At 39.6% G+C, this 18,384-nt stretch carries 15 protein-coding genes; 10 read left to right on the plus strand and 5 right to left on the minus strand.

Annotated features, from left to right (window positions below; all coding sequences use genetic code 11):
- The first annotated feature begins 2 nt into the window (after positions 1–2).
- The 7 genes from dnaX to adk all read left to right on the plus strand — a co-directional run bounded on the left by dnaX (position 3) and on the right by adk (position 9,172).
- A complete protein-coding gene (gene dnaX / locus QT16_RS06840) occupies positions 3–2,528 on the plus strand; it encodes a DNA polymerase III subunit gamma/tau (RefSeq protein WP_039487417.1) in 2,526 nt (841 codons plus the stop codon).
- A 60-nt stretch (positions 2,529–2,588) separates the two neighbouring features.
- Entirely contained in the window at positions 2,589–2,915 is a 327-nt protein-coding gene (locus QT16_RS06845; protein WP_002962306.1) for a YbaB/EbfC family nucleoid-associated protein, read from the plus strand.
- 7 nt (positions 2,916–2,922) lie between these two features.
- Positions 2,923–3,531: a recombination mediator RecR gene (gene recR, locus QT16_RS06850; RefSeq protein WP_002962308.1), complete on the plus strand. Its 609-nt coding sequence runs from the start codon at positions 2,923–2,925 to the stop codon at positions 3,529–3,531.
- Positions 3,532–3,664: 133 nt separating this feature from the next.
- Positions 3,665–5,566: an MFS transporter gene (locus tag QT16_RS06855; protein WP_039487419.1), complete on the plus strand. Its 1,902-nt coding sequence runs from the start codon at positions 3,665–3,667 to the stop codon at positions 5,564–5,566.
- Between the two features lie 4 nt (positions 5,567–5,570).
- Complete coding sequence (locus tag QT16_RS06860; RefSeq protein WP_039487421.1) at positions 5,571–6,296, plus strand: RluA family pseudouridine synthase; 726 nt, start codon at positions 5,571–5,573, stop codon at positions 6,294–6,296.
- A gap of 118 nt (positions 6,297–6,414) precedes the next feature.
- On the plus strand, positions 6,415–8,328 hold the full coding sequence (gene htpG, locus QT16_RS06865; RefSeq protein ID WP_002962320.1) for a molecular chaperone HtpG: 1,914 nt from the start codon (positions 6,415–6,417) through the stop codon (positions 8,326–8,328).
- Between the two features lie 199 nt (positions 8,329–8,527).
- Positions 8,528–9,172 (plus strand): adenylate kinase, encoded by a 645-nt coding sequence (gene adk, locus QT16_RS06870; RefSeq protein ID WP_039487425.1) that lies wholly within the window; start codon positions 8,528–8,530, stop codon positions 9,170–9,172.
- Between the two features lie 88 nt (positions 9,173–9,260).
- Here adk and tpx read toward each other — a convergent pair whose 3' ends face one another.
- Positions 9,261–9,842, minus strand: coding sequence for a thiol peroxidase (tpx, locus tag QT16_RS06875; RefSeq protein ID WP_002962322.1), 582 nt, complete (start codon positions 9,840–9,842; stop codon positions 9,261–9,263).
- 233 nt (positions 9,843–10,075) lie between these two features.
- Here tpx and QT16_RS06880 point away from each other — a divergent pair, with 233 nt between their 5' ends.
- Positions 10,076–11,080 carry a response regulator gene (locus tag QT16_RS06880; RefSeq protein WP_007584074.1) on the plus strand — a complete coding sequence of 335 codons (1,005 nt, stop codon included), beginning with the start codon at positions 10,076–10,078 and terminating at the stop codon, positions 11,078–11,080.
- 3 nt (positions 11,081–11,083) lie between these two features.
- The gene (locus QT16_RS06885) at positions 11,084–12,055 is read left to right on the plus strand and encodes a sensor domain-containing diguanylate cyclase (RefSeq protein WP_024592692.1); all 972 of its coding nucleotides are present in this window, start codon (positions 11,084–11,086) and stop codon (positions 12,053–12,055) included.
- Positions 12,056–12,155: 100 nt separating this feature from the next.
- On the opposite strand, the gene QT16_RS06890 is transcribed toward QT16_RS06885, so the two are convergent.
- The 4 genes from QT16_RS06890 to QT16_RS06905 form a co-directional block, all read right to left on the minus strand.
- Positions 12,156–13,670 (minus strand): SpoVR family protein, encoded by a 1,515-nt coding sequence (locus tag QT16_RS06890; protein WP_039487429.1) that lies wholly within the window; start codon positions 13,668–13,670, stop codon positions 12,156–12,158.
- A gap of 19 nt (positions 13,671–13,689) precedes the next feature.
- On the minus strand, positions 13,690–14,973 hold the full coding sequence (locus QT16_RS06895; protein ID WP_007375849.1) for a YeaH/YhbH family protein: 1,284 nt from the start codon (positions 14,971–14,973) through the stop codon (positions 13,690–13,692).
- A gap of 31 nt (positions 14,974–15,004) precedes the next feature.
- Positions 15,005–16,927, minus strand: a complete 1,923-nt coding sequence (locus QT16_RS06900) for a PrkA family serine protein kinase (RefSeq protein ID WP_007375848.1) — start codon at positions 16,925–16,927, stop codon at positions 15,005–15,007.
- 210 nt (positions 16,928–17,137) lie between these two features.
- A complete protein-coding gene (locus QT16_RS06905; protein WP_002960323.1) occupies positions 17,138–17,719 on the minus strand; it encodes a superoxide dismutase in 582 nt (193 codons plus the stop codon).
- 266 nt (positions 17,720–17,985) lie between these two features.
- On the opposite strand from QT16_RS06905, the gene QT16_RS06910 reads away from it, so the two are divergent.
- Entirely contained in the window at positions 17,986–18,324 is a 339-nt protein-coding gene (locus QT16_RS06910) for a Grx4 family monothiol glutaredoxin (RefSeq protein WP_004335359.1), read from the plus strand.
- Positions 18,325–18,384 lie beyond the last annotated feature (60 nt).

Consider the following 18,384-nt stretch of genomic DNA (forward strand, 5'->3'; position numbering starts at 1 on the left):
CGATGAGTTATCAGGTTCTAGCGAGAAAATGGCGTCCTCAAACCTTTCATGAATTGGTTGGGCAGTCTCATGTTAAGCAAGCGCTTGTAAATGCGCTTACGCAAAATAGACTGCATCACGCTTATTTATTCACTGGAACCCGCGGTGTAGGTAAAACCACCATTGCACGTATTTTTGCTAAAAGCTTAAATTGCGATGAAGGTATATCTGCAAATCCGTGTGGACAATGTAGCAGCTGTTTGGATATAGAAGCAGGGCGCTACATTGACCTACTCGAAATAGATGCGGCTTCTCGTACAAAAGTAGAAGACACTCGCGAAATACTTGATAATGTTCAATATGCACCAACGCGTGGACGTTATAAAGTATACCTAATCGATGAAGTTCACATGCTTTCTAAGCACAGCTTTAATGCGCTTTTAAAAACACTTGAAGAGCCACCAGAGCATGTGAAATTTTTATTGGCGACCACTGATCCTCAAAAATTACCAGTTACTATATTATCTCGCTGTCTACAATTTAACTTAAATGCCTTGTCGCAAAGTGAAATTAAAACACAGCTTGAACACGTACTTACTCAAGAGCAGCTTAGCTTTGATAGCGATGCACTTAGCATTATTTCAAAAGCCGCTGATGGCAGTATGCGTGATGCACTTAGCTTAACCGACCAAGCTATTGCGCAAACAAATGGTGATATTAATAATCAAGCAGTACAAACAATGCTTGGTTTAATGGATACTCATTATAGCCAAAGCTTGCTTGCAGCATTACTTGCACAAGATGGCGCTGCGTTAATGGATGAGATTGCGCAGGTAGCAAGTCGTAATCCTAATTATGTGGCATTGCTTGATGATTTAATTGCACTTACGCATTTGACTCAACTAACCCAGTTAGTGCCTGAAGCGGCAGGGCTAGATGAAAAAAATGTAGATTATATTGCTCATGTTGCACAACATACGAGCCCACAACAAATTCAAATTTATTATCAGTTACTGTTAAATGGTAAAAAAGATTTACAATGGGCACCAGAGCCTCGCTTAGGTTTTGAAATGATAATGCTAAGATTATTAGCATTTAAGCCTTCAGATGTGCAACAAACTGTACACACAGCAAACGAAGAGCCGGCCCCAAATAAACAAGGCCGTGCAAATGCACTGCGAGATATATTAAATAAAAATAAAACATCGCAAAACACCGTAGCTGGCCAAAGTAGTGTCCCTGTAAACAATACTAAGCCAGTTAGCAATGCAGAGCAGCCTAAAGCCGTTGAGATAGAGCCTTCAGCTAACGCTGCCGCTCAGTCATCAAATAATGAAGTCGTGCAAAGTAATATTGAGCCTGCCCAAGTTGCAGTAGAGCAACAGGTTCAACAAAGTGAAAACGCTTCAAAGCAACAGGCTTTAGCTAAAGAGCAACCACAAACCAATGTTGTTTCAGATGCTCAAGCCCAGCGACAAAGCGAAGATGAAGCTTATATGCTCCATAGTGATGCTGAACAAACGCTGGCCTCGCAATTTGACGATATAATGAGTAGCGCTGTAGATCAGGGCTTTAACCCTGTAACTAATACAAACTCAGAACCTCAATCAGAGCCTGTTACTAATCACAATGTAAGTACGCCAATAGCTGAACAAGAAGCGCAGGCGCAATCTGCCATTGCTCGTATTTTACGTGACAGAAACATATCCGGTGCGGGTAGGTTATCAAGCAAGAGTACAAGCACCTCTGCAAATAATGTAGCAGCGCAGCCAAACCAAGCGCCCGCTAAAAAGCCAGAACATCACGCAAGAATGCCTAAAGCTCAAAGTGTTAACCAAGGTAGCACCGCTGAAAATACAAACGAGCTCAACAGCGTTTCAAGCATAGCACCTAGCGATCCCCCACCTTGGGTGACTGATAGTGCAGGTGCAAGTGAAAAAAAGCATGAGCTCCCACCAATAGGGAGCGAAAGCCAGGCACATGGTCACGCTAATACAAAACCAGCACGAAAAGTTGATTTTAAAGAAAAACATCAAACAATTACCGAAAATTTAGCGCCAGAGCTACTTGAGCAAATAAATCCTCAAAAAGTACCTGAAGCAGCGCCCGAGGAAATTAGCATTCCCGCGCCTGATGATTTTCAAAGTCCAATTAGTGAAATTAGGTTTGCACACCAACAAGATGAATGGGCTTATTTAATTAAACGTATGGGACTGGGTGGTCGTATGCGCCAATTTGCGTTGCATTCAATATTTACCAAGCAAGGCAACAGTTTACATATAGACGTTGATGAATCACAAAAGCATTTAGATACACCGATGCTTCGCCAAAGATTAGATGCCGCATTGTCGAGTATTTATGAGCATAACGTGTCGTTAAGTATTAATTTTGCTAAGGGAGTTATTGATTCTCCTTATCTTATTCAGCAAAAAATAGATGCAGGACGCCATCAACAAGCAATCGATGTGATCACATCGGATGAAAACATAGTACAATTTCAGCAAGTATTTAGCGCCGAAATTGACGAAAACAGTATTCAGGCATTGTAATTACTTACAATCGCCCTTATGTTCATGTTAATTAATGTATTAAAAGAAAGAGAGAAAGTTATGTTTAAAGGTGGAATGGGCAACATGATGAAGCAAGCGCAGCAAATGCAAGATCGCATGCAAAAAGCCCAAGACGAAATCGCAACTCTTGAAGTTGTTGGTGAAGCCGGTGCAGGTTTAGTTAAAGTAACTATGCTTGGTAACCACAATGTACGTCGTGTTCAGCTTGATGAGAGCTTGATGGAAGACGACAAAGACATGATTGAAGACTTACTTGCAGCAGCATGTAACGATGCTGTTCGCCGTGTTGCAGAAGAAACACAAGAGCGTATGGGTAAAGTAACTGGCGGTATGCAATTACCACCAGGTATGAAAATGCCGTTTTAAGTAAATAATGCAACTTTCAGATAGTTTAAATCAGCTTATAGAAGCACTGCGCTGTCAACCGGGCATTGGTCCAAAGTCAGCGCAACGTATTGCTTTTCACCTGCTTGAGCGCGACCGAAAGGGAGGCACTCAGCTGGGCAATGCACTCACTAAAGCAATGACCGCCATAGGGCACTGTCAGTCTTGTCGTACTTTTTGCGAACAAGCTCAGTGCGATATTTGTTTAAGTACAAAACGCCAAGACAGCGGTATATTATGTGTTGTTGAATCGCCTACTGACGTACTTGCCATCGAGCAAACAGGTCAGTATTTAGGTCTATACTTTGTATTAATGGGTCACTTATCGCCAATAGACGGTATTGGTCCTAAAGAGATTGGCTTAGATGTTTTAGAGCAAAAGCTTGCCCAAGGCGATATTAATGAGGTTATTTTAGCGACTAACCCTACCGTTGAAGGCGATACTACCGCACATTATATTGCTCAGCTTTGTCATAAATACAAAGTCGGCGCTTCACGTATTGCCCATGGTATTCCTGTGGGAGGTGAGCTTGATTTAGTAGATGGTAGAACACTTATGCATGCCTTTAGCGGCAGGCGCCTAGTTACTCAAGACTAGCTCTAAGTCACTATTTGAAAACAAATTACAAAAGCCTACATGATTAAATCATGTAGGCTTTTTCGTTTTTAAGGTAAGCTTAGAAACAATTTAATATATTTTTGGGCTATGTCTCTAATTAGTAAGGAATACAATGAAAGATAACCAACCCTATCAAGGTGCATTACTAGGTAGTAAGCGTTTTTTACCGCTTTTTATTACGCAGTTTTTCTCAGCGATAAACGATAACGTGTATAAGCAATCAGTGCTTATTCTATTAATATTTCAGGCTGCAACGCTTGCAGATGGCGCACTTTATTCAAATATTGCTGCTGGGTTATTTATTCTTCCGTTCTTTTTATTTTCAGGGATGGCAGGGCAGCTTGCAGAAAAAACAGAAAAATCAAAATTGATTAGAATCGTAAAACTATGTGAAATCCCTATTATGGTTGTAGGGGCAGTTTCTATTTTAACGCAGTATGTGTGGCTAATGTTAGCCACCGTATTTTTAATGGGCGTGCAAAGTACGTTTTTTGGTCCATTAAAATATTCTATTTTACCGCAGCACGTAGCACCTAATGAATTAACAAAAGCGAATGGTTTGGTTGAATCAGGCACGTTTGTGGCCATACTAATGGGTACAATTTTTGGCACTTATTATATTACTCAATCAGTAGGGCCTACGCTTATAAGTATTGCAGTATTAGTATTGGCCGTGATGGGTTATGTGAGCAGTCGCTTTATACCCACTAGTGAAGCAAACGAGCCTAACTTAAAATTTACCTATAATATATTTTCATCTACAAAAAACGTATTTTCAGCACTTAATTCGCAAACAGAATCGGTTGGTAAATCAGTCCTCGGGATCAGTTGGTTTTGGTTAATTGGCGCCATCGTTTTAACATCCCTACCAAATTATGTAAAACACACAATGGGTGGTGATGAACTGGTTGTCACTAGCGCGCTTGTTGTGTTTTCACTAAGTATTGCGATTGGTTCGTTACTGTGTGAAAAGCTTTCTCGCTCTCGTATTGAGCTAGGCATTGTGCCTTTTGGCGCTATTTTAATTACCTTGTTTTTATACTTACTGAGCCAAGAGAGCGCTATTAGCTCTTATCTACCTCAAAACCCTGAATTATTGACGCTTGAGCAGTTATTAAAAACAGGCGACATGGTGTGGCATTTTGTATGGATGGCAGGCATTGGTATTGGCTCAGGTTTTTACACTGTACCGCTGTATGCGCTTATTCAACAGCGTACTGAAGAGTCGAGTCGCTCACGAGTTATAGCGGCTAACAATGTATTAAATGCACTGTTTATGGTGGGCAGTGCTGTTTTAAGTATTGTAACGCTGTCTGTTTTTCAGTGGAGTATTTCAGAGTTGCTACTGTTACTTGCTGGGCTAAACTTACTTATCTCTGTTTATATTTATACCAAAGTACCAGAGTTCTTTTTACGATTTATTATATATATTTTAGCTATTTGTATGTACAGAGTGCGTACAAAAGGTGAAAGTAATATACCTGATGCAGGCGCTGCGGTTGTCGTGTGTAATCATGTCAGCTTTGTTGATTGGATGTTTATTTTAGCCGCATCACCAAGGCCTATCCGGTTTATGGTATTTGCCCCTATTTATTATTCGCCGGCCCTACATTGGTTATTTAAAATGGCCAAGGCTATTCCCATTAACAGTGAAAAAACCAATCCAGAAGCGTTTAAAAAAGCCTTTGACGAAGTGGCTGCTGCGCTTAATAAAGGCGAACTTGTTGGTATTTTCCCTGAAGGAAAACTAACCAGTGACGGCTCAGTGGATATTTTTCGCCGTGGAATAGAGCGCATTATTGAGCGCTCACCTGTGCCCGTTATTCCTGTGCATTTAGGGGGCCTGTGGGGAAGTATGTTTAGCCGAAAAGCTAAGTGGCAACTACCACGATTAAAATGGTCTTTGGTGTCGGTTGCAGTAGGTACCCCGATTGCCGCTGACAAAGTAGTAGCAGACGATTTACGTGAGCAAGTATTGGCTTTAAAAGCGCTTCATTCAAAAGATATTGACTAATTTAATGGCTAACTCAATATTGGATACACCGGTAGAGTCACAAATGATTGTTGATGACTTTGTAGCGCCCAAGTGCGACGGGTTTATTGAAATATTATATCAAGATGACGATATTTTACTGATCAATAAACCCAGTGGACTATTAAGCTTATCAGGTAAAAATCCGCTTAATTGGGACTCAGTGCATTACCGCTTAGTACATGGTCAAAAGGGCTTAACAGCTGCATTTGCAGAGGCTAAGTTACCGCATCGGCTAGATTTTGGCACATCGGGCATTATGATTGTTGGATTAAACGCGATTGCGTCAAAGCACCTTAATAAGCAATTTCAGGCACGCAGTATTCAAAAGCGTTATGTAGCCATGTTAGAGGGTAGCTTAGCTGTTGATGAAGGGCAAATTACTGCGCCAATTGCAAAAGATAAACTGCTTTTTCCGCGTGTTAAAATTTGCCAATCGACAGGTAAAACAGCGCTGAGTGAATATAAAGTACTTGAGCGGCTCAGGCAGCCGTGCAGAACCTTAGTGCAATTTACACCTATTACCGGGCGTACCCATCAATTACGAATACACAGCCAGTTTATAGGGCACCCAATTTTAGGCTGTGATTTATATAAAAGTGCGCAAAGTGAACATATGGCAGGGCGGTTACAATTACATGCCAGCGATGTATCTTTTGAGCACCCAGCAACGGGTGAAAAGATTCATATTAATTGTCCGCATTCGTTTTAAACAAATTAATGGTTCTTTGTTTTCGTTTCACCTTTTTTAAATTTTTCCCTTGAAGTTCTAACACCTCACCCCATATTAAGTGCATAACGCAGACACTTTGCAAATTGGAGATATATAAATGACTGCAGCACAAAAAGAAACATTAGGCTTTCAAACAGAAGTAAAACAATTATTAAACTTAATGATTCATTCTCTTTATTCTAATAAAGAAATATTTTTACGTGAGCTTGTGTCAAATGCATCAGACGCAGCAGACAAGTTACGCTTTTTAGCATTATCTCAAGGTGACCTTTACCAAGGTGATGCCGATTTACGTGTTCGTATTAGTGCAGATAAAGAAGCAAATACAATTACCATTTCAGATAATGGTATTGGTATGACGCGAGATGAAATCATTAGCTCATTAGGTACTATTGCAAAGTCGGGTACTGCTGAGTTTTTCAAAAACTTAACAGGCGATCAAAGTAAAGATTCACAGTTAATTGGTCAATTTGGTGTAGGTTTTTACTCTGCATTTATTGTTGCTGATTTAGTAACTGTTCGTACACGCAAAGCCGGTGAAACAACCGCATACGAGTGGGAATCTCAAGGTGAAGGCGAATACACACTTCAAGAAATTGAAAAAGAAGGCCGTGGTACCGACATTATTTTACATCTTCGCGATGAAGAAAAAGAATTTGCTGATGACTGGCGCCTACGTAGTATCGTTACTAAATACTCTGATCACATCTCAACGCCAGTACAAATGTTTAAAGCAGAAGTGCCAGAATCTGAAGGTGAAGACGGCGAAAAAATTCCAGCAGTACCAGGTGAGTGGGAAAGCATTAACCGCGCGACTGCATTGTGGACACGCGATAAATCAGAGCTTTCTGATGATGAATACAAAGAGTTTTACAAGCATGTAAGCCATGATTGGGAAGAGCCACTTAGCTGGGCACATAATAAGGTTGAAGGTAAAACTGAATACACTAGCCTTTTATATATTCCTAAAAAAGCACCTTTCGACTTATGGAACCGTGAACGTCAAAGTGGTTTAAAACTTTACGTACAACGTGTGTTTGTAATGGATGATGCTGAGCAATTCATGCCAAGCTACCTTCGCTTTGTAAAAGGCTTACTAGATTCAAACGATTTACCACTGAACGTATCTCGTGAAATTCTACAAGACAACAAAGTAACGCAAGCTATTCGTAAAGGGTGTACATCGCGTATTATTAAAATGCTTGAGCGTATGGCTAAAAACAAAGCTGACGATTACCAAGTATTTTGGAATGAGTTTGGTCAAGTAATGAAAGAAGGCCCAGCTGAAGATGCTGCAAATAAAGAAGCTATTTGTAAGCTACTTCGTTTTTCTTCGACACACACTGATTCAGAAACACAAGATGTGTCGCTTGAGCAATATGTTGAACGCATGAACGAAGGCCAAGACAAAATTTACTACGTAGTAGCTGATACATTCACCGCTGCGAAAAACTCACCGCATTTAGAGATTTTCCGCAAAAAAGGCATTGAAGTATTACTACTAAGTGACCGTGTTGACGAGTGGATGATGAGCCACTTAACTGAATTTGCTGATAAGCAACTACAGTCAATCACACGTGGTGACTTAGATTTAGGTAAGCTTGACGACGAAGAAACTAAAAAAGCGCAAGAAGAGTCTGAAAAAGAAATGGCTGGCCTTGTTGAACGTATTAAAACAGCACTAGGTGATGACGTTAAAGAAGTGCGCTTTACGCACCGCTTAACAGATTCTCCAGCATGTGTTGTAAGCGACGACAACGACATGAGCTCACAAATGCAAAAGCTAATGGAATCTGTTGGTCAAGCAGCCCCTGAAGCAAAACCTGTGTTTGAGCTAAACCCAGATCATCAACTTGTTAAGCACTTAAATGACGAACAAGATGAAGATAAGTTTGCGCAGTGGTCACACGTTTTACTAGATCAAGCACTACTTGCAGAACGCGGTACACTTAAAGATCCAACAGGATTTGTTACTCGCTTAAATAAATTGATGCTTGAACTAAGTAAATAAGTAAATAAGCAAATAGCTATTTACTCAGTTAATAAAGTATAAATTATGTACTTTAAATAAAAGGGAACGTGTGTTCCCTTTTTTAATGCCCTGTAAACACCCCAACGGCTCATCAATTAGTATAAGTTGCTTGAGTATCGGCGGCGCTTGTGGAAGAATTCAGGCTTTAAAATAAATATCCATACTAGGGGACAATAATATGCGCATTATTCTTTTGGGCGCGCCGGGTGCAGGTAAAGGTACTCAAGCTCAGTTTTTAATGGACAAATACGGTATTCCACAAATTTCTACTGGCGATATGTTACGTGCGGCAATTAAAGAAGGCACGCCACTAGGTCTAGAAGCAAAAAAAGTAATGGATGCTGGTCAACTAATTTCTGACGATATTATTATTGGTTTAGTTAAAGAGCGTATTACTAAAGCGGATTGTGAGAAAGGTTTTTTACTTGATGGCTTCCCGCGTACAATCCCGCAAGCGGATGCAATGAAAGAAAATGGCGTAGTGGTTGATCACGTTATTGAATTTGACGTGGCTGATGAAGTCATTGTTGAGCGTATGGGCGGACGTCGCGTTCATCCTGGTTCTGGTCGTGTTTACCACGTTGTTTATAATCCACCAAAAGTGGAAGGTAAAGACAACGAAACTGGGGATGACTTAATTGTTCGCGCTGATGATACTGAAGAAACAGTACGTAAACGTTTAGGTATTTATCACGAGCAAACTATGCCATTGGTTGATTACTATCAAGCAGAAGCGGCTGCTGGTAATACTCAATACCATAAACTAGATGGTACACAAGCTGTTGAAACTGTTAGCCAACAACTTGGTGAACTTTTAGGTTAATTATAAAAGCACATTAAAAAACCGCCAATTGGCGGTTTTTTGTTTTAAGGCTATTTAGCATTGCTTAATTAGTGCTACTTAATGGACTTTACAATGTTTTAAGTTTCTCAATTACGCTGTTGTATTCTGGTTCAGTTGAAAGGCTACTAACTAACTGTTTATAAATGACGTTATGGCTTTCATCTAAAATAAAGACTGTTCGCGTTAGTAAGCCCATATCTTTAATAATCAATCCGTATTTCTGACCAAAATCACGCCAAACAGAATCTGATAACGTAGTGATTTTATCGATATTTTCAGCTTTGCAAAAACGCTTTTGAGCAAATGGTAAATCAGCACTAATTGTTAGCATAACTACACTTGGGAATTGTGAGGCTACTTTTTCATTAAAGTGCTTAGTTTGCAGGCTACAAATGCCGGTATCTAGGCTGGGTACTACACTTATTAATACAGCTTGGCCTTTGTAATCCTCAAGTGTCACTGGAATAAAGTTGTCATCAACAACTTTGAAATTTGGCGCACTATCTCCAATTGAGATACCTTGACCTAATAAAGTGACTGGTTTGCCTTGCGCGGATACTTTTCCTGCATCAAGTGTGTTTTCTGGATAGTCGGCTGCAATAGCCACAGAACAAAATGCACTCAAAGCAAAGGCAAGTGAACGTAACATAAGGTATTTCCTTTTAAATTAACGCAATGGGCGTCAGTGTATTATACTGGGCTTTAGTTACCAAGTGATTAAACCTGCTTAATAGAGTGGGTATTAGCTCTGAAATATAAAAATTGTAACTATGCTAAACTTTGATTAACATGAAGTTACAAAAGATATCTTCAATAATAAAAATAAAAACCATCATAAAATGATTTTAATGCTCATTACTGGTTTAGAAACAGAGAGATAATATGTCAACATCGGTATTAATATGTGATGACTCAAAATTAGCTAGGCGTCAGTTGGCTCGCTCATTACCTGAAGATTGGGACATTAAAGTTGAATTTGCACTTGACGGCGTTGATTGTATAAAGCAAATAAAGTTAATTGAACCAGAGATACTTTTTCTCGATTTAAACATGCCAGAAATGGACGGTTATGAAGTATTAATCGCTATGAAAGAACAGGGGCTTAATATTCTCACTGTTGTTGTCTCTGGTGATATACAACCAAGTGCACACCAAAGAGTGCTTGAGCTTGGTGCTATCGACTTTATTCAAAAACCATGTTCCCCCGAAAAACTAGCCAGCATAATTGAACACCATGGGATTAAAGATAAAGCCATGCGTGAGCGTCTCTCTCATTCGCTAGGAGAGCAAGTCGACCCTGATGTTCGGGATATATACCAAGAGCTAACTAACGTTGCTATGGGGCAGGCTGGGGATTTACTTGCACGTCTTCTTAATGTATTTGTAGAGCTACCAATTCCTAATGTGAATATTTTGGAAGTTAATGAACTCGATATGGCGCTGCAGTCTATAGATAATAACGCAGCTACATCGGGTGTGTGCCAGGGCTTTATTGGCGGTGGTATTTCGGGCGAGGCGCTATTACTTTTAAATGATTCAAGCTTTAAAGAAATAGCTTCTTTGATGAACTATGACGGCGAATTAAACGATAAAATTGAACTTGAGCTGCTTATGGATATTAGTAATATTTTGATAGGCGCTATTTTAACGGGTCTTTCAAAACAGCTCGACATGTCATTTAGCCAAGGGCACCCCATAGTACTTGGCCAACACAGAGATGTATCTGAGTTGGTTAAATCAAACAAGTCACGTTGGCAACGCACCCTTGCAATAGAGATTAGTTACGGTATTGAAAACCATGATATAAATTGCGACCTCATGCTGTTATTTACTGAAGATTCACTTAAAACTTTGAAATACAAAGTTGCTTACCTATTAGAAGATTAAGTTATGGCCGCTGATTTAGAAATGAATGAGATCCATTGGTTAATGGATATGTTTAATACCGTTGATGTAGGCCTTGTGGTACTCGATAGGGATTATAAGGTGTGTGTATGGAATGGTTTTATGGAAAACCATTCAGGGCTTCTACCAAGCGCAGTAAAAGATAAAGATCTATTTGATTTATTTCCTGCAATAGACGAAAAATGGTTTAGAAGTAAATCTGAGTCGGTTTTTGTTTTAAAAAACCGCTCTTTTACGATTTGGGAGCAGCAGCCATACATTTTTAGGTTTAAAAATTATCGACCTATTACTGGTAAAGCTGATTACATGTATCAAAATGCGACATTCATCCCTCTTACCAATACGATGGGCGAAGTTAGCCACATTTGTATTATTTTATATGATGTAACAGATGTCGCGGTAAATAAAAAAGAGCTTGAAGAGTTAAATAAAAAATTAGAACAAGTAAGTCAAACAGATAGCTTAACGCAGCTTGCAAACCGTGGACACTGGGAAGGTACGCTACGCCAAGAGTTTTTAAGAGTTAAGCGAAGTGGTGGCTGTAGTACATTATTAATGTTTGATATTGATCACTTTAAAAAAATAAATGATGAATATGGTCATAGCTGTGGTGATGAATCGCTTCGTCATTTGTCTAACTTACTACGTACGACGCTGCGCGAGACTGATGTTGCAGGGCGTTATGGCGGTGAAGAGTTTGCAGTGACATTGCTTGATACAGATAAAGAAGGCGCTTTTGTATTTGCTGAGCGTTTAAGGGTATTGATTGAAACTAACCCTGTTAAGTATAAACACTTTGAAATAACAATGACGGTAAGTATAGGGCTGGCTGGTAGCAGTAATGATTTTAAAAATCATGAGCGCTGGATAGAGGCTGCAGATAAAGCACTGTACCAGTCTAAAAATACAGGGCGAAATAAAGTAATAGCCTACGAAGATATAAAAAATGACGCTTAAGCGTCATTTTTTATATCCAGAATTTAGAGTTAAATAATACCGTGTTTTTTTACAATCTGCTGAGCAAACCCAATCAGTATGGAAATTGTATTGCTCTTCATTATTGTGTTGTGTGTCGAGAGTCATCTATTGGGCATTGACCAATTATTGAAACCTCACCAGAATTTGACTCTTGCTCTAGTTTTACTTTAAAGCCCCATAATCTGTAAAGATGCTTAAGCACTTCCTCGTGCGAGTTTGCTAAAGGGATATTATTATGAGGTACATAGCGTAGGGTTAATGAACGGTCACCTCTAATATCAACATCATACACTTGAATGTTAGGCTCATGATTACTTAAATTGTACTGCGCTGAGAGTGCTTCTCTCACTGCTTTATAGCCGTTGTCGTTATGTATTGCGCCAATTTCTAGGTGGGGATTATTAGTATGGTCAATAATAGTAAATAATTTAAAATCACGAATTAACTTAGGCGATAAAAACTGGCTAATAAAACTCTCATCCTTAAAGTTTTCCATTGCAAAATGCAGTGTATCTAGCCAGTTACTACCTGCATATTCAGGAAACCAGCGTTTATCTTCTTCAGTTGGGTGTTCACATATTCTGCGAATATCAACCATCATATTAAAGCCTAAAGCATATGGGTTAATGCCTGAATAATACTTACTGTTATAAGGTGGCTGATAAACTACGTTGGTGTGGCTTTGTAAAAACTCTAACATGAAAGAGTCGGTGAGCTTTCCCTCATCATATAAGTGATTAAGGATGGTGTAGTGCCAAAAAGTTGCCCAACCTTCGTTCATTACTTGAGTTTGTTTTTGTGGGTAAAAGTATTGCGAAATTTTACGTACAATACGTATCACTTCACGTTGCCAAGAATCGAGTAATGGGGCATTTTTTTCAATAAAATACAAAATATTTTCTTGAGGTTCAGAAGGGAAATGGCGGACTTTCTTTTTGGTTTCTTGCTGTTGCTCAGGAATAGTCCGCCATAATTCGTTTACTTGCGATTGAAGGTAGTCTTCGCGCTCTTGTTGGCGTTTTTGCTCTTCAAATAGCGATATTTGTTGTGGACGTTTGTAGCGATCGACCCCGTAATTCATTAATGCATGACATGAGTCGAGTAGGGCTTCTACTTGTGTAATACCATGCTTTTCTTCGCAGCGGCTTATGTAGTTTTTAGCAAATACCAAGTAATCAATAATTGAACCTGCATCGGTCCAGGTTTTAAATAAGTAATTACCTTTAAAAAATGAGTTATGTCCGTAACACGCATGTGCCATTACAAGCGCTTGCATAGGTAGGGTGTTTTCTTCCATTAAGTACGCAATACAAGGGTCTGAATTTATCACTATTTCGTAAGCGAGACCCATTTGTCCGCGCTTATAATTTTGCTCTGTTTGGATAAATTTCTTACCGTAAGACCAATGACTGTAGCCAATAGGCATACCAACGCTTGAATAAGCATCCATCATTTGCTCTGCGGTTATCACTTCAATTTGATTAGGGTAGGTGTCTAACCTGTAGTGAGCTGCAACACGGGCAATTTCACCTTGGTACTCATCCAATAAATCAAAGGTCCAATCTGGGCCATCACTCAATCGTTTATCATTCATAATACTACCTCGCTTTTGGCTATGCAGAGTTTTGCTGTTGACGACCTTTTTTAAATAGCTCCCTAAAAATTGGGTAAATATCTTCAACGCTTTGAATATGCTGTATGGCGAAATTATTATGGCTGTGTGTTATAGATTCATATTCGCGCCATAGGCTTTGATGAGCACGAGTGGTTATTTCAATATAAGCAAAATAACGTACTGCGCTTAAGAGCTTATTACGTAATATTTCACCACACTGCGGGGTGTCGTCCGCCCAGTTATCGCCATCAGAGGCTTGTGCGGCGTATACATTCCACTCATTTGCGTGATAACGCTCTTTTATTATTTCGTTCATTAATTTAAGTGCGCTTGAAACAATAGTGCCGCCAGTTTCTTGGGAGTAAAAAAACTCTTGTTCGTCTACTTCTTTAGCTTGTGTGTGGTGGCGAATATAAACAACTTCTATGTCTTTATAACTGCGCGTTAAAAATTGATAGAGCAAAATATAAAAACGCTTTGCCATGTCTTTTGTTGGCTGATCCATTGAGCCTGACACATCCATAATACAAAACATCACGGCTTTGCTGGTGGGGTGAGGGCGCTTTTCGTAATTACGAAAACGTAAATCGTAGTTATCAATAAACGGAACCGACTTAATTTGCACTTTTAATGCTGCAATTTCTTTTTGTAACAAAGCAATTGCCGCTTTATCGTTATGTGGACCAGCAAGCAGCAGAGCAAGTTGTTCTTCGAGCTCTTTTAAACGGCGTTTTTTACCTGCACTCATGGCAACACGCCGTGCAAGCGAGCCTTGAAGAGAGCGTACAATGTCAATATTACTTGGCATGCCGTCGCTACAAAATCCTGCGCGATGGGTTTTCATTTGCACTAACTTATCAAGTTGGTTTTCTTGTAAGTTAGGAAGTTCTAGATCTTCAAACAGTAAATCAAGGTATTCATCTTTTGATATTGAAAATACAAACTCATCTTGTCCCTCGCCCGAATCGCTGGCGTCACCTTCACCGGCACCACCGCCTTGTCCGCCTTTAGGGCGCTCAATTTTATCACCTGTAGAAAACTGATCGTTACCAGGGTGAATTTGCTCTCTATTCCCGCCTTGCCCTTGATGAAATGTAGGTTCGCTGATATCGCGTTGTGGAATAGAAATACTCTCACCAGAGCTTGAATCGGTAACGCTGCGTTTGTTAATCGCATCTGAAACCGCTTCTTTAATTTGCTTTTTATAGCGCCTAATAAAGCGCTGGCGATTAAGCGTACTTTTATTTTTTCCGTTTAAACGCCTATCTATAAAATGCGCCATATTGACCTCCTATATACTACGACTATGAAGGTTATTGCGATTTTCTAACCCGTAAATACCACTCAGAAAGCAAGCGAACTTGTTTTTGTGTATAGCCTTTTTCGACCATACGGTTCACAAAGTCTTCGTGCTTTTGCTGATCCTCTGCAGACGTTTTAGTATTAAACGAAATAACAGGGAGTAAATCTTCGGTATTAGAGAACATTTTTTTCTCAATCACCGTGCGTAGTTTTTCGTAGCTTGTCCATAGTGGGTTTTTACCGTTGTTGTGTGCACGGGCACGCAGTACAAAGTTCACTATTTCATTACGAAAATCTTTAGGATTAGAAATACCCGCTGGCTTTTCTATTTTTTCAAGTTCAGCGTTTAGCGCTGCGCGGTCAAATAGCTGTCCTGTATCGGGGTCGCGATATTCTTGGTCTTGTATCCAAAAATCTGCATAAATAACATAACGGTCAAAAATATTTTGTCCGTATTCCGAGTACGATTCTAGATAAGCGGTTTGCAGTTCTTTACCTATAAACTCGACATATTGTGGAATTAAATAGCCTTTTAAAAAGCTTAAATAACGCTCTTCTATTTCACTTGAAAATTGCTCGCGCTCTATCTGTTGCTCAAGCACATAGAATAAATGCACCGGATTTGCAGCAACCTCAGTGGTATCAAAGTTAAACACTCGGGACAAAATTTTAAACGCAAAGCGAGTAGAGAGCCCCGTCATGCCTTCATCAACACCTGCGTAATCACGATACTCTTGATACGATTTTGCTTTAGGGTCGGTGTCTTTTAGGGTCTCGCCATCGTATACCCGCATTTTAGAATAGATACTTGAATTTTCTGGCTCTTTTAAACGTGATAGCGTCGTAAATTGCGCCAATGTTTTAAGTGTACCCGGTGCACATGGCGCGTTGTATAGCTCGCTGTGCTCAAGTAATTTGTCGTAAATTTTAATTTCTTCAGTTACACGTAAGCAATAAGGGACTTTTACAATATAAACACGGTCTAAAAATGCTTCGTTGTTTTTATTGTTTTTAAAGGTTTGCCACTCAGACTCATTCGAGTGAGCGAGGATCATGCCATTAAAGGGCAGGGCACTAATGCCTTCTGTGCCGTTATAGTTACCTTCTTGGGTTGCGGTAAGTAAAGGATGCAGCACTTTAATAGGCGCTTTAAACATTTCTACAAATTCCATCAGCCCTTGGTTAGCTAAACATAAAGAGCCAGAGTAGGCGTATGCATCAGGATCGTTTTGGGCAAAGTGCTCAAGCTGGCGAATATCGACCTTACCAACCAGTGCTGAAATATCTTGGTTGTTTTCATCTCCTGGCTCGGTTTTGGCAATGCCTATTTGGTTTAAAATAGAAGGGTAGCGTTTAACCACTCTAAACTGGCTTATATCACCATTGAACTCTTTTAAGCGTTTGCCAGCCCAAGGCGACATAATGGTTTTTAAGTAGCGCGGTTTAATACCGTATTCTTTGCTGAGTACGTCTGCATCTTCGATAGGATCAAACAAGGAGAGGGGGTGGTCGTTTACAGGAGACCCTTTAATTGAATAAATAGGCACTTGTTGCATTAAATACTTTAGTTTTTCAGCAATGGATGATTTACCCCCACCAACAGGTCCAAGTAAATAAAGCACTTGTTTGCATTCTTCTAGCCCCTGAGCCGCATGTTTTAAATAAGAGACTATTTGCTCAATGGCGTCTTCCATACCATAAAAATCAGCAAAGGCAGGGTAGCGCGCAACTACTCTATTTGAAAATAATCGACTTAGTCGTGCATCCGTTGCGGTATCTACCATGTGTGGTTCGCCAATTGCCATAAGTAGGCGTTCTGGTGCGCTGGCGTAGGCAGACTTATCGGTTTTACAAATCTCAAGAAATTCAGCGATACTGTATTCTTCTTCCTGTGCCGCTTCGTATCGTGCTTGGTAATGCTCAAAAATCGTCATAATAACCTCCGAAACCCGCTGTAAAAAGGTGCTTACCTTTTAAAGTCTAGTCACGAATGTGTATGTTTGTGCAATAAAATTAAAAATTTAAGTGAAAAAAGATCATGTTACTAAAAGTGTTTTATTGAATGATGAGGCGCTTAGGTGTGATAAACAACAAACAAAAAAAGACGCCTAAGCGTCTTTTTTACATTAGCGTTTAAAGGCTAATTAAGCGAAGTTAGCGTTCGCGAATTCCCAGTTAACAAGCGACCAAAAACCTTTAAGGTAATCTGGACGAACGTTACGGTAATCGATGTAGTAAGCGTGTTCCCATAAATCCACTGTCAGGATTGGAGTAACGCCATCATCAGTTAATGGTGTAGCAGCGTTAGATGTATTAACGATGTCTAGTGAACCATCAGCAAGCTTAACTAACCACGTCCAGCTTGAACCAAAGTTATTTACTGCTTTGTCATTTAATGCATCTTTAAACGCATCAAAAGAACCCCATTTAGCGTTGATTGCATCAGCAACTGCGCCAGTAGGCTCGCCGCCGCCGTTTGGAGATAAGCTGTTCCAGTAAAAAGTATGGTTCCAGATTTGTGCTGCGTTGTTAAATACGCCGCCTTCTGATGAACATACGATCTCTTCTAGAGATTTGTTTTCAAACTCAGTACCAGGGATTAAACCATTAAGCTTAACCACGTATGTGTTGTGATGTTTGCCATGGTGAAACTCTAGCGTTTCTTTTGAAATATGTGGCTCAAGTGCGTCGATTGCATATGGTAGTGACGGTAGTTCAAATGCCATTTTTTTATCTCCATCTTCTTTGGTTGATAGTCCATTTGGTAATACGTAATGCCTGTTGAAACAGAGCAGTTACCTATACCAAGCGGTAATATAGTGTTACTATAATTGTTGAGTATTTTACTCAAGTTTAAGCAAACAGCAATGCTATTGCGAAAGACTATTTCAATTGCGGCTTTATTTGCCCATTTTAAGTTATATATTTGTGGTCACGATGAGTTGTTTTCAAGACCTAAATATATTTAGCTATCGTTACTTTGAGGTTGTAGATGGAAACCATTGATAAAATTAAACAGCAAATTTCAGAAAATCCAATAATCCTTTTCATGAAAGGGTCACCAAAATTACCAAATTGTGGTTTTTCTTCACAAGCATCGCAAGCGTTAATGTCATGTGGTGAACCATTTGCATACGTTGATATTTTACTTAATCCAGACATTCGTGCTGAGCTTCCAGCATACGCAAATTGGCCAACATTCCCACAACTTTGGGTAGATGGCGAATTAGTTGGTGGTTGTGACATTATTATCGAAATGTTTCAACGCGGTGAATTACAGCCGTTAATTACTGAAACTGCTGCTAAATACAAAGAAGCTGACGCAGAGTAATTTATTACTCAACCTGAACTCAGGTTATTAAGCTCTTTAAACACAAAGCCACTTTTTAAG

The organism is Pseudoalteromonas distincta (assembly GCF_000814675.1).
GTDB lineage: Bacteria > Pseudomonadota > Gammaproteobacteria > Enterobacterales > Alteromonadaceae > Pseudoalteromonas > Pseudoalteromonas distincta.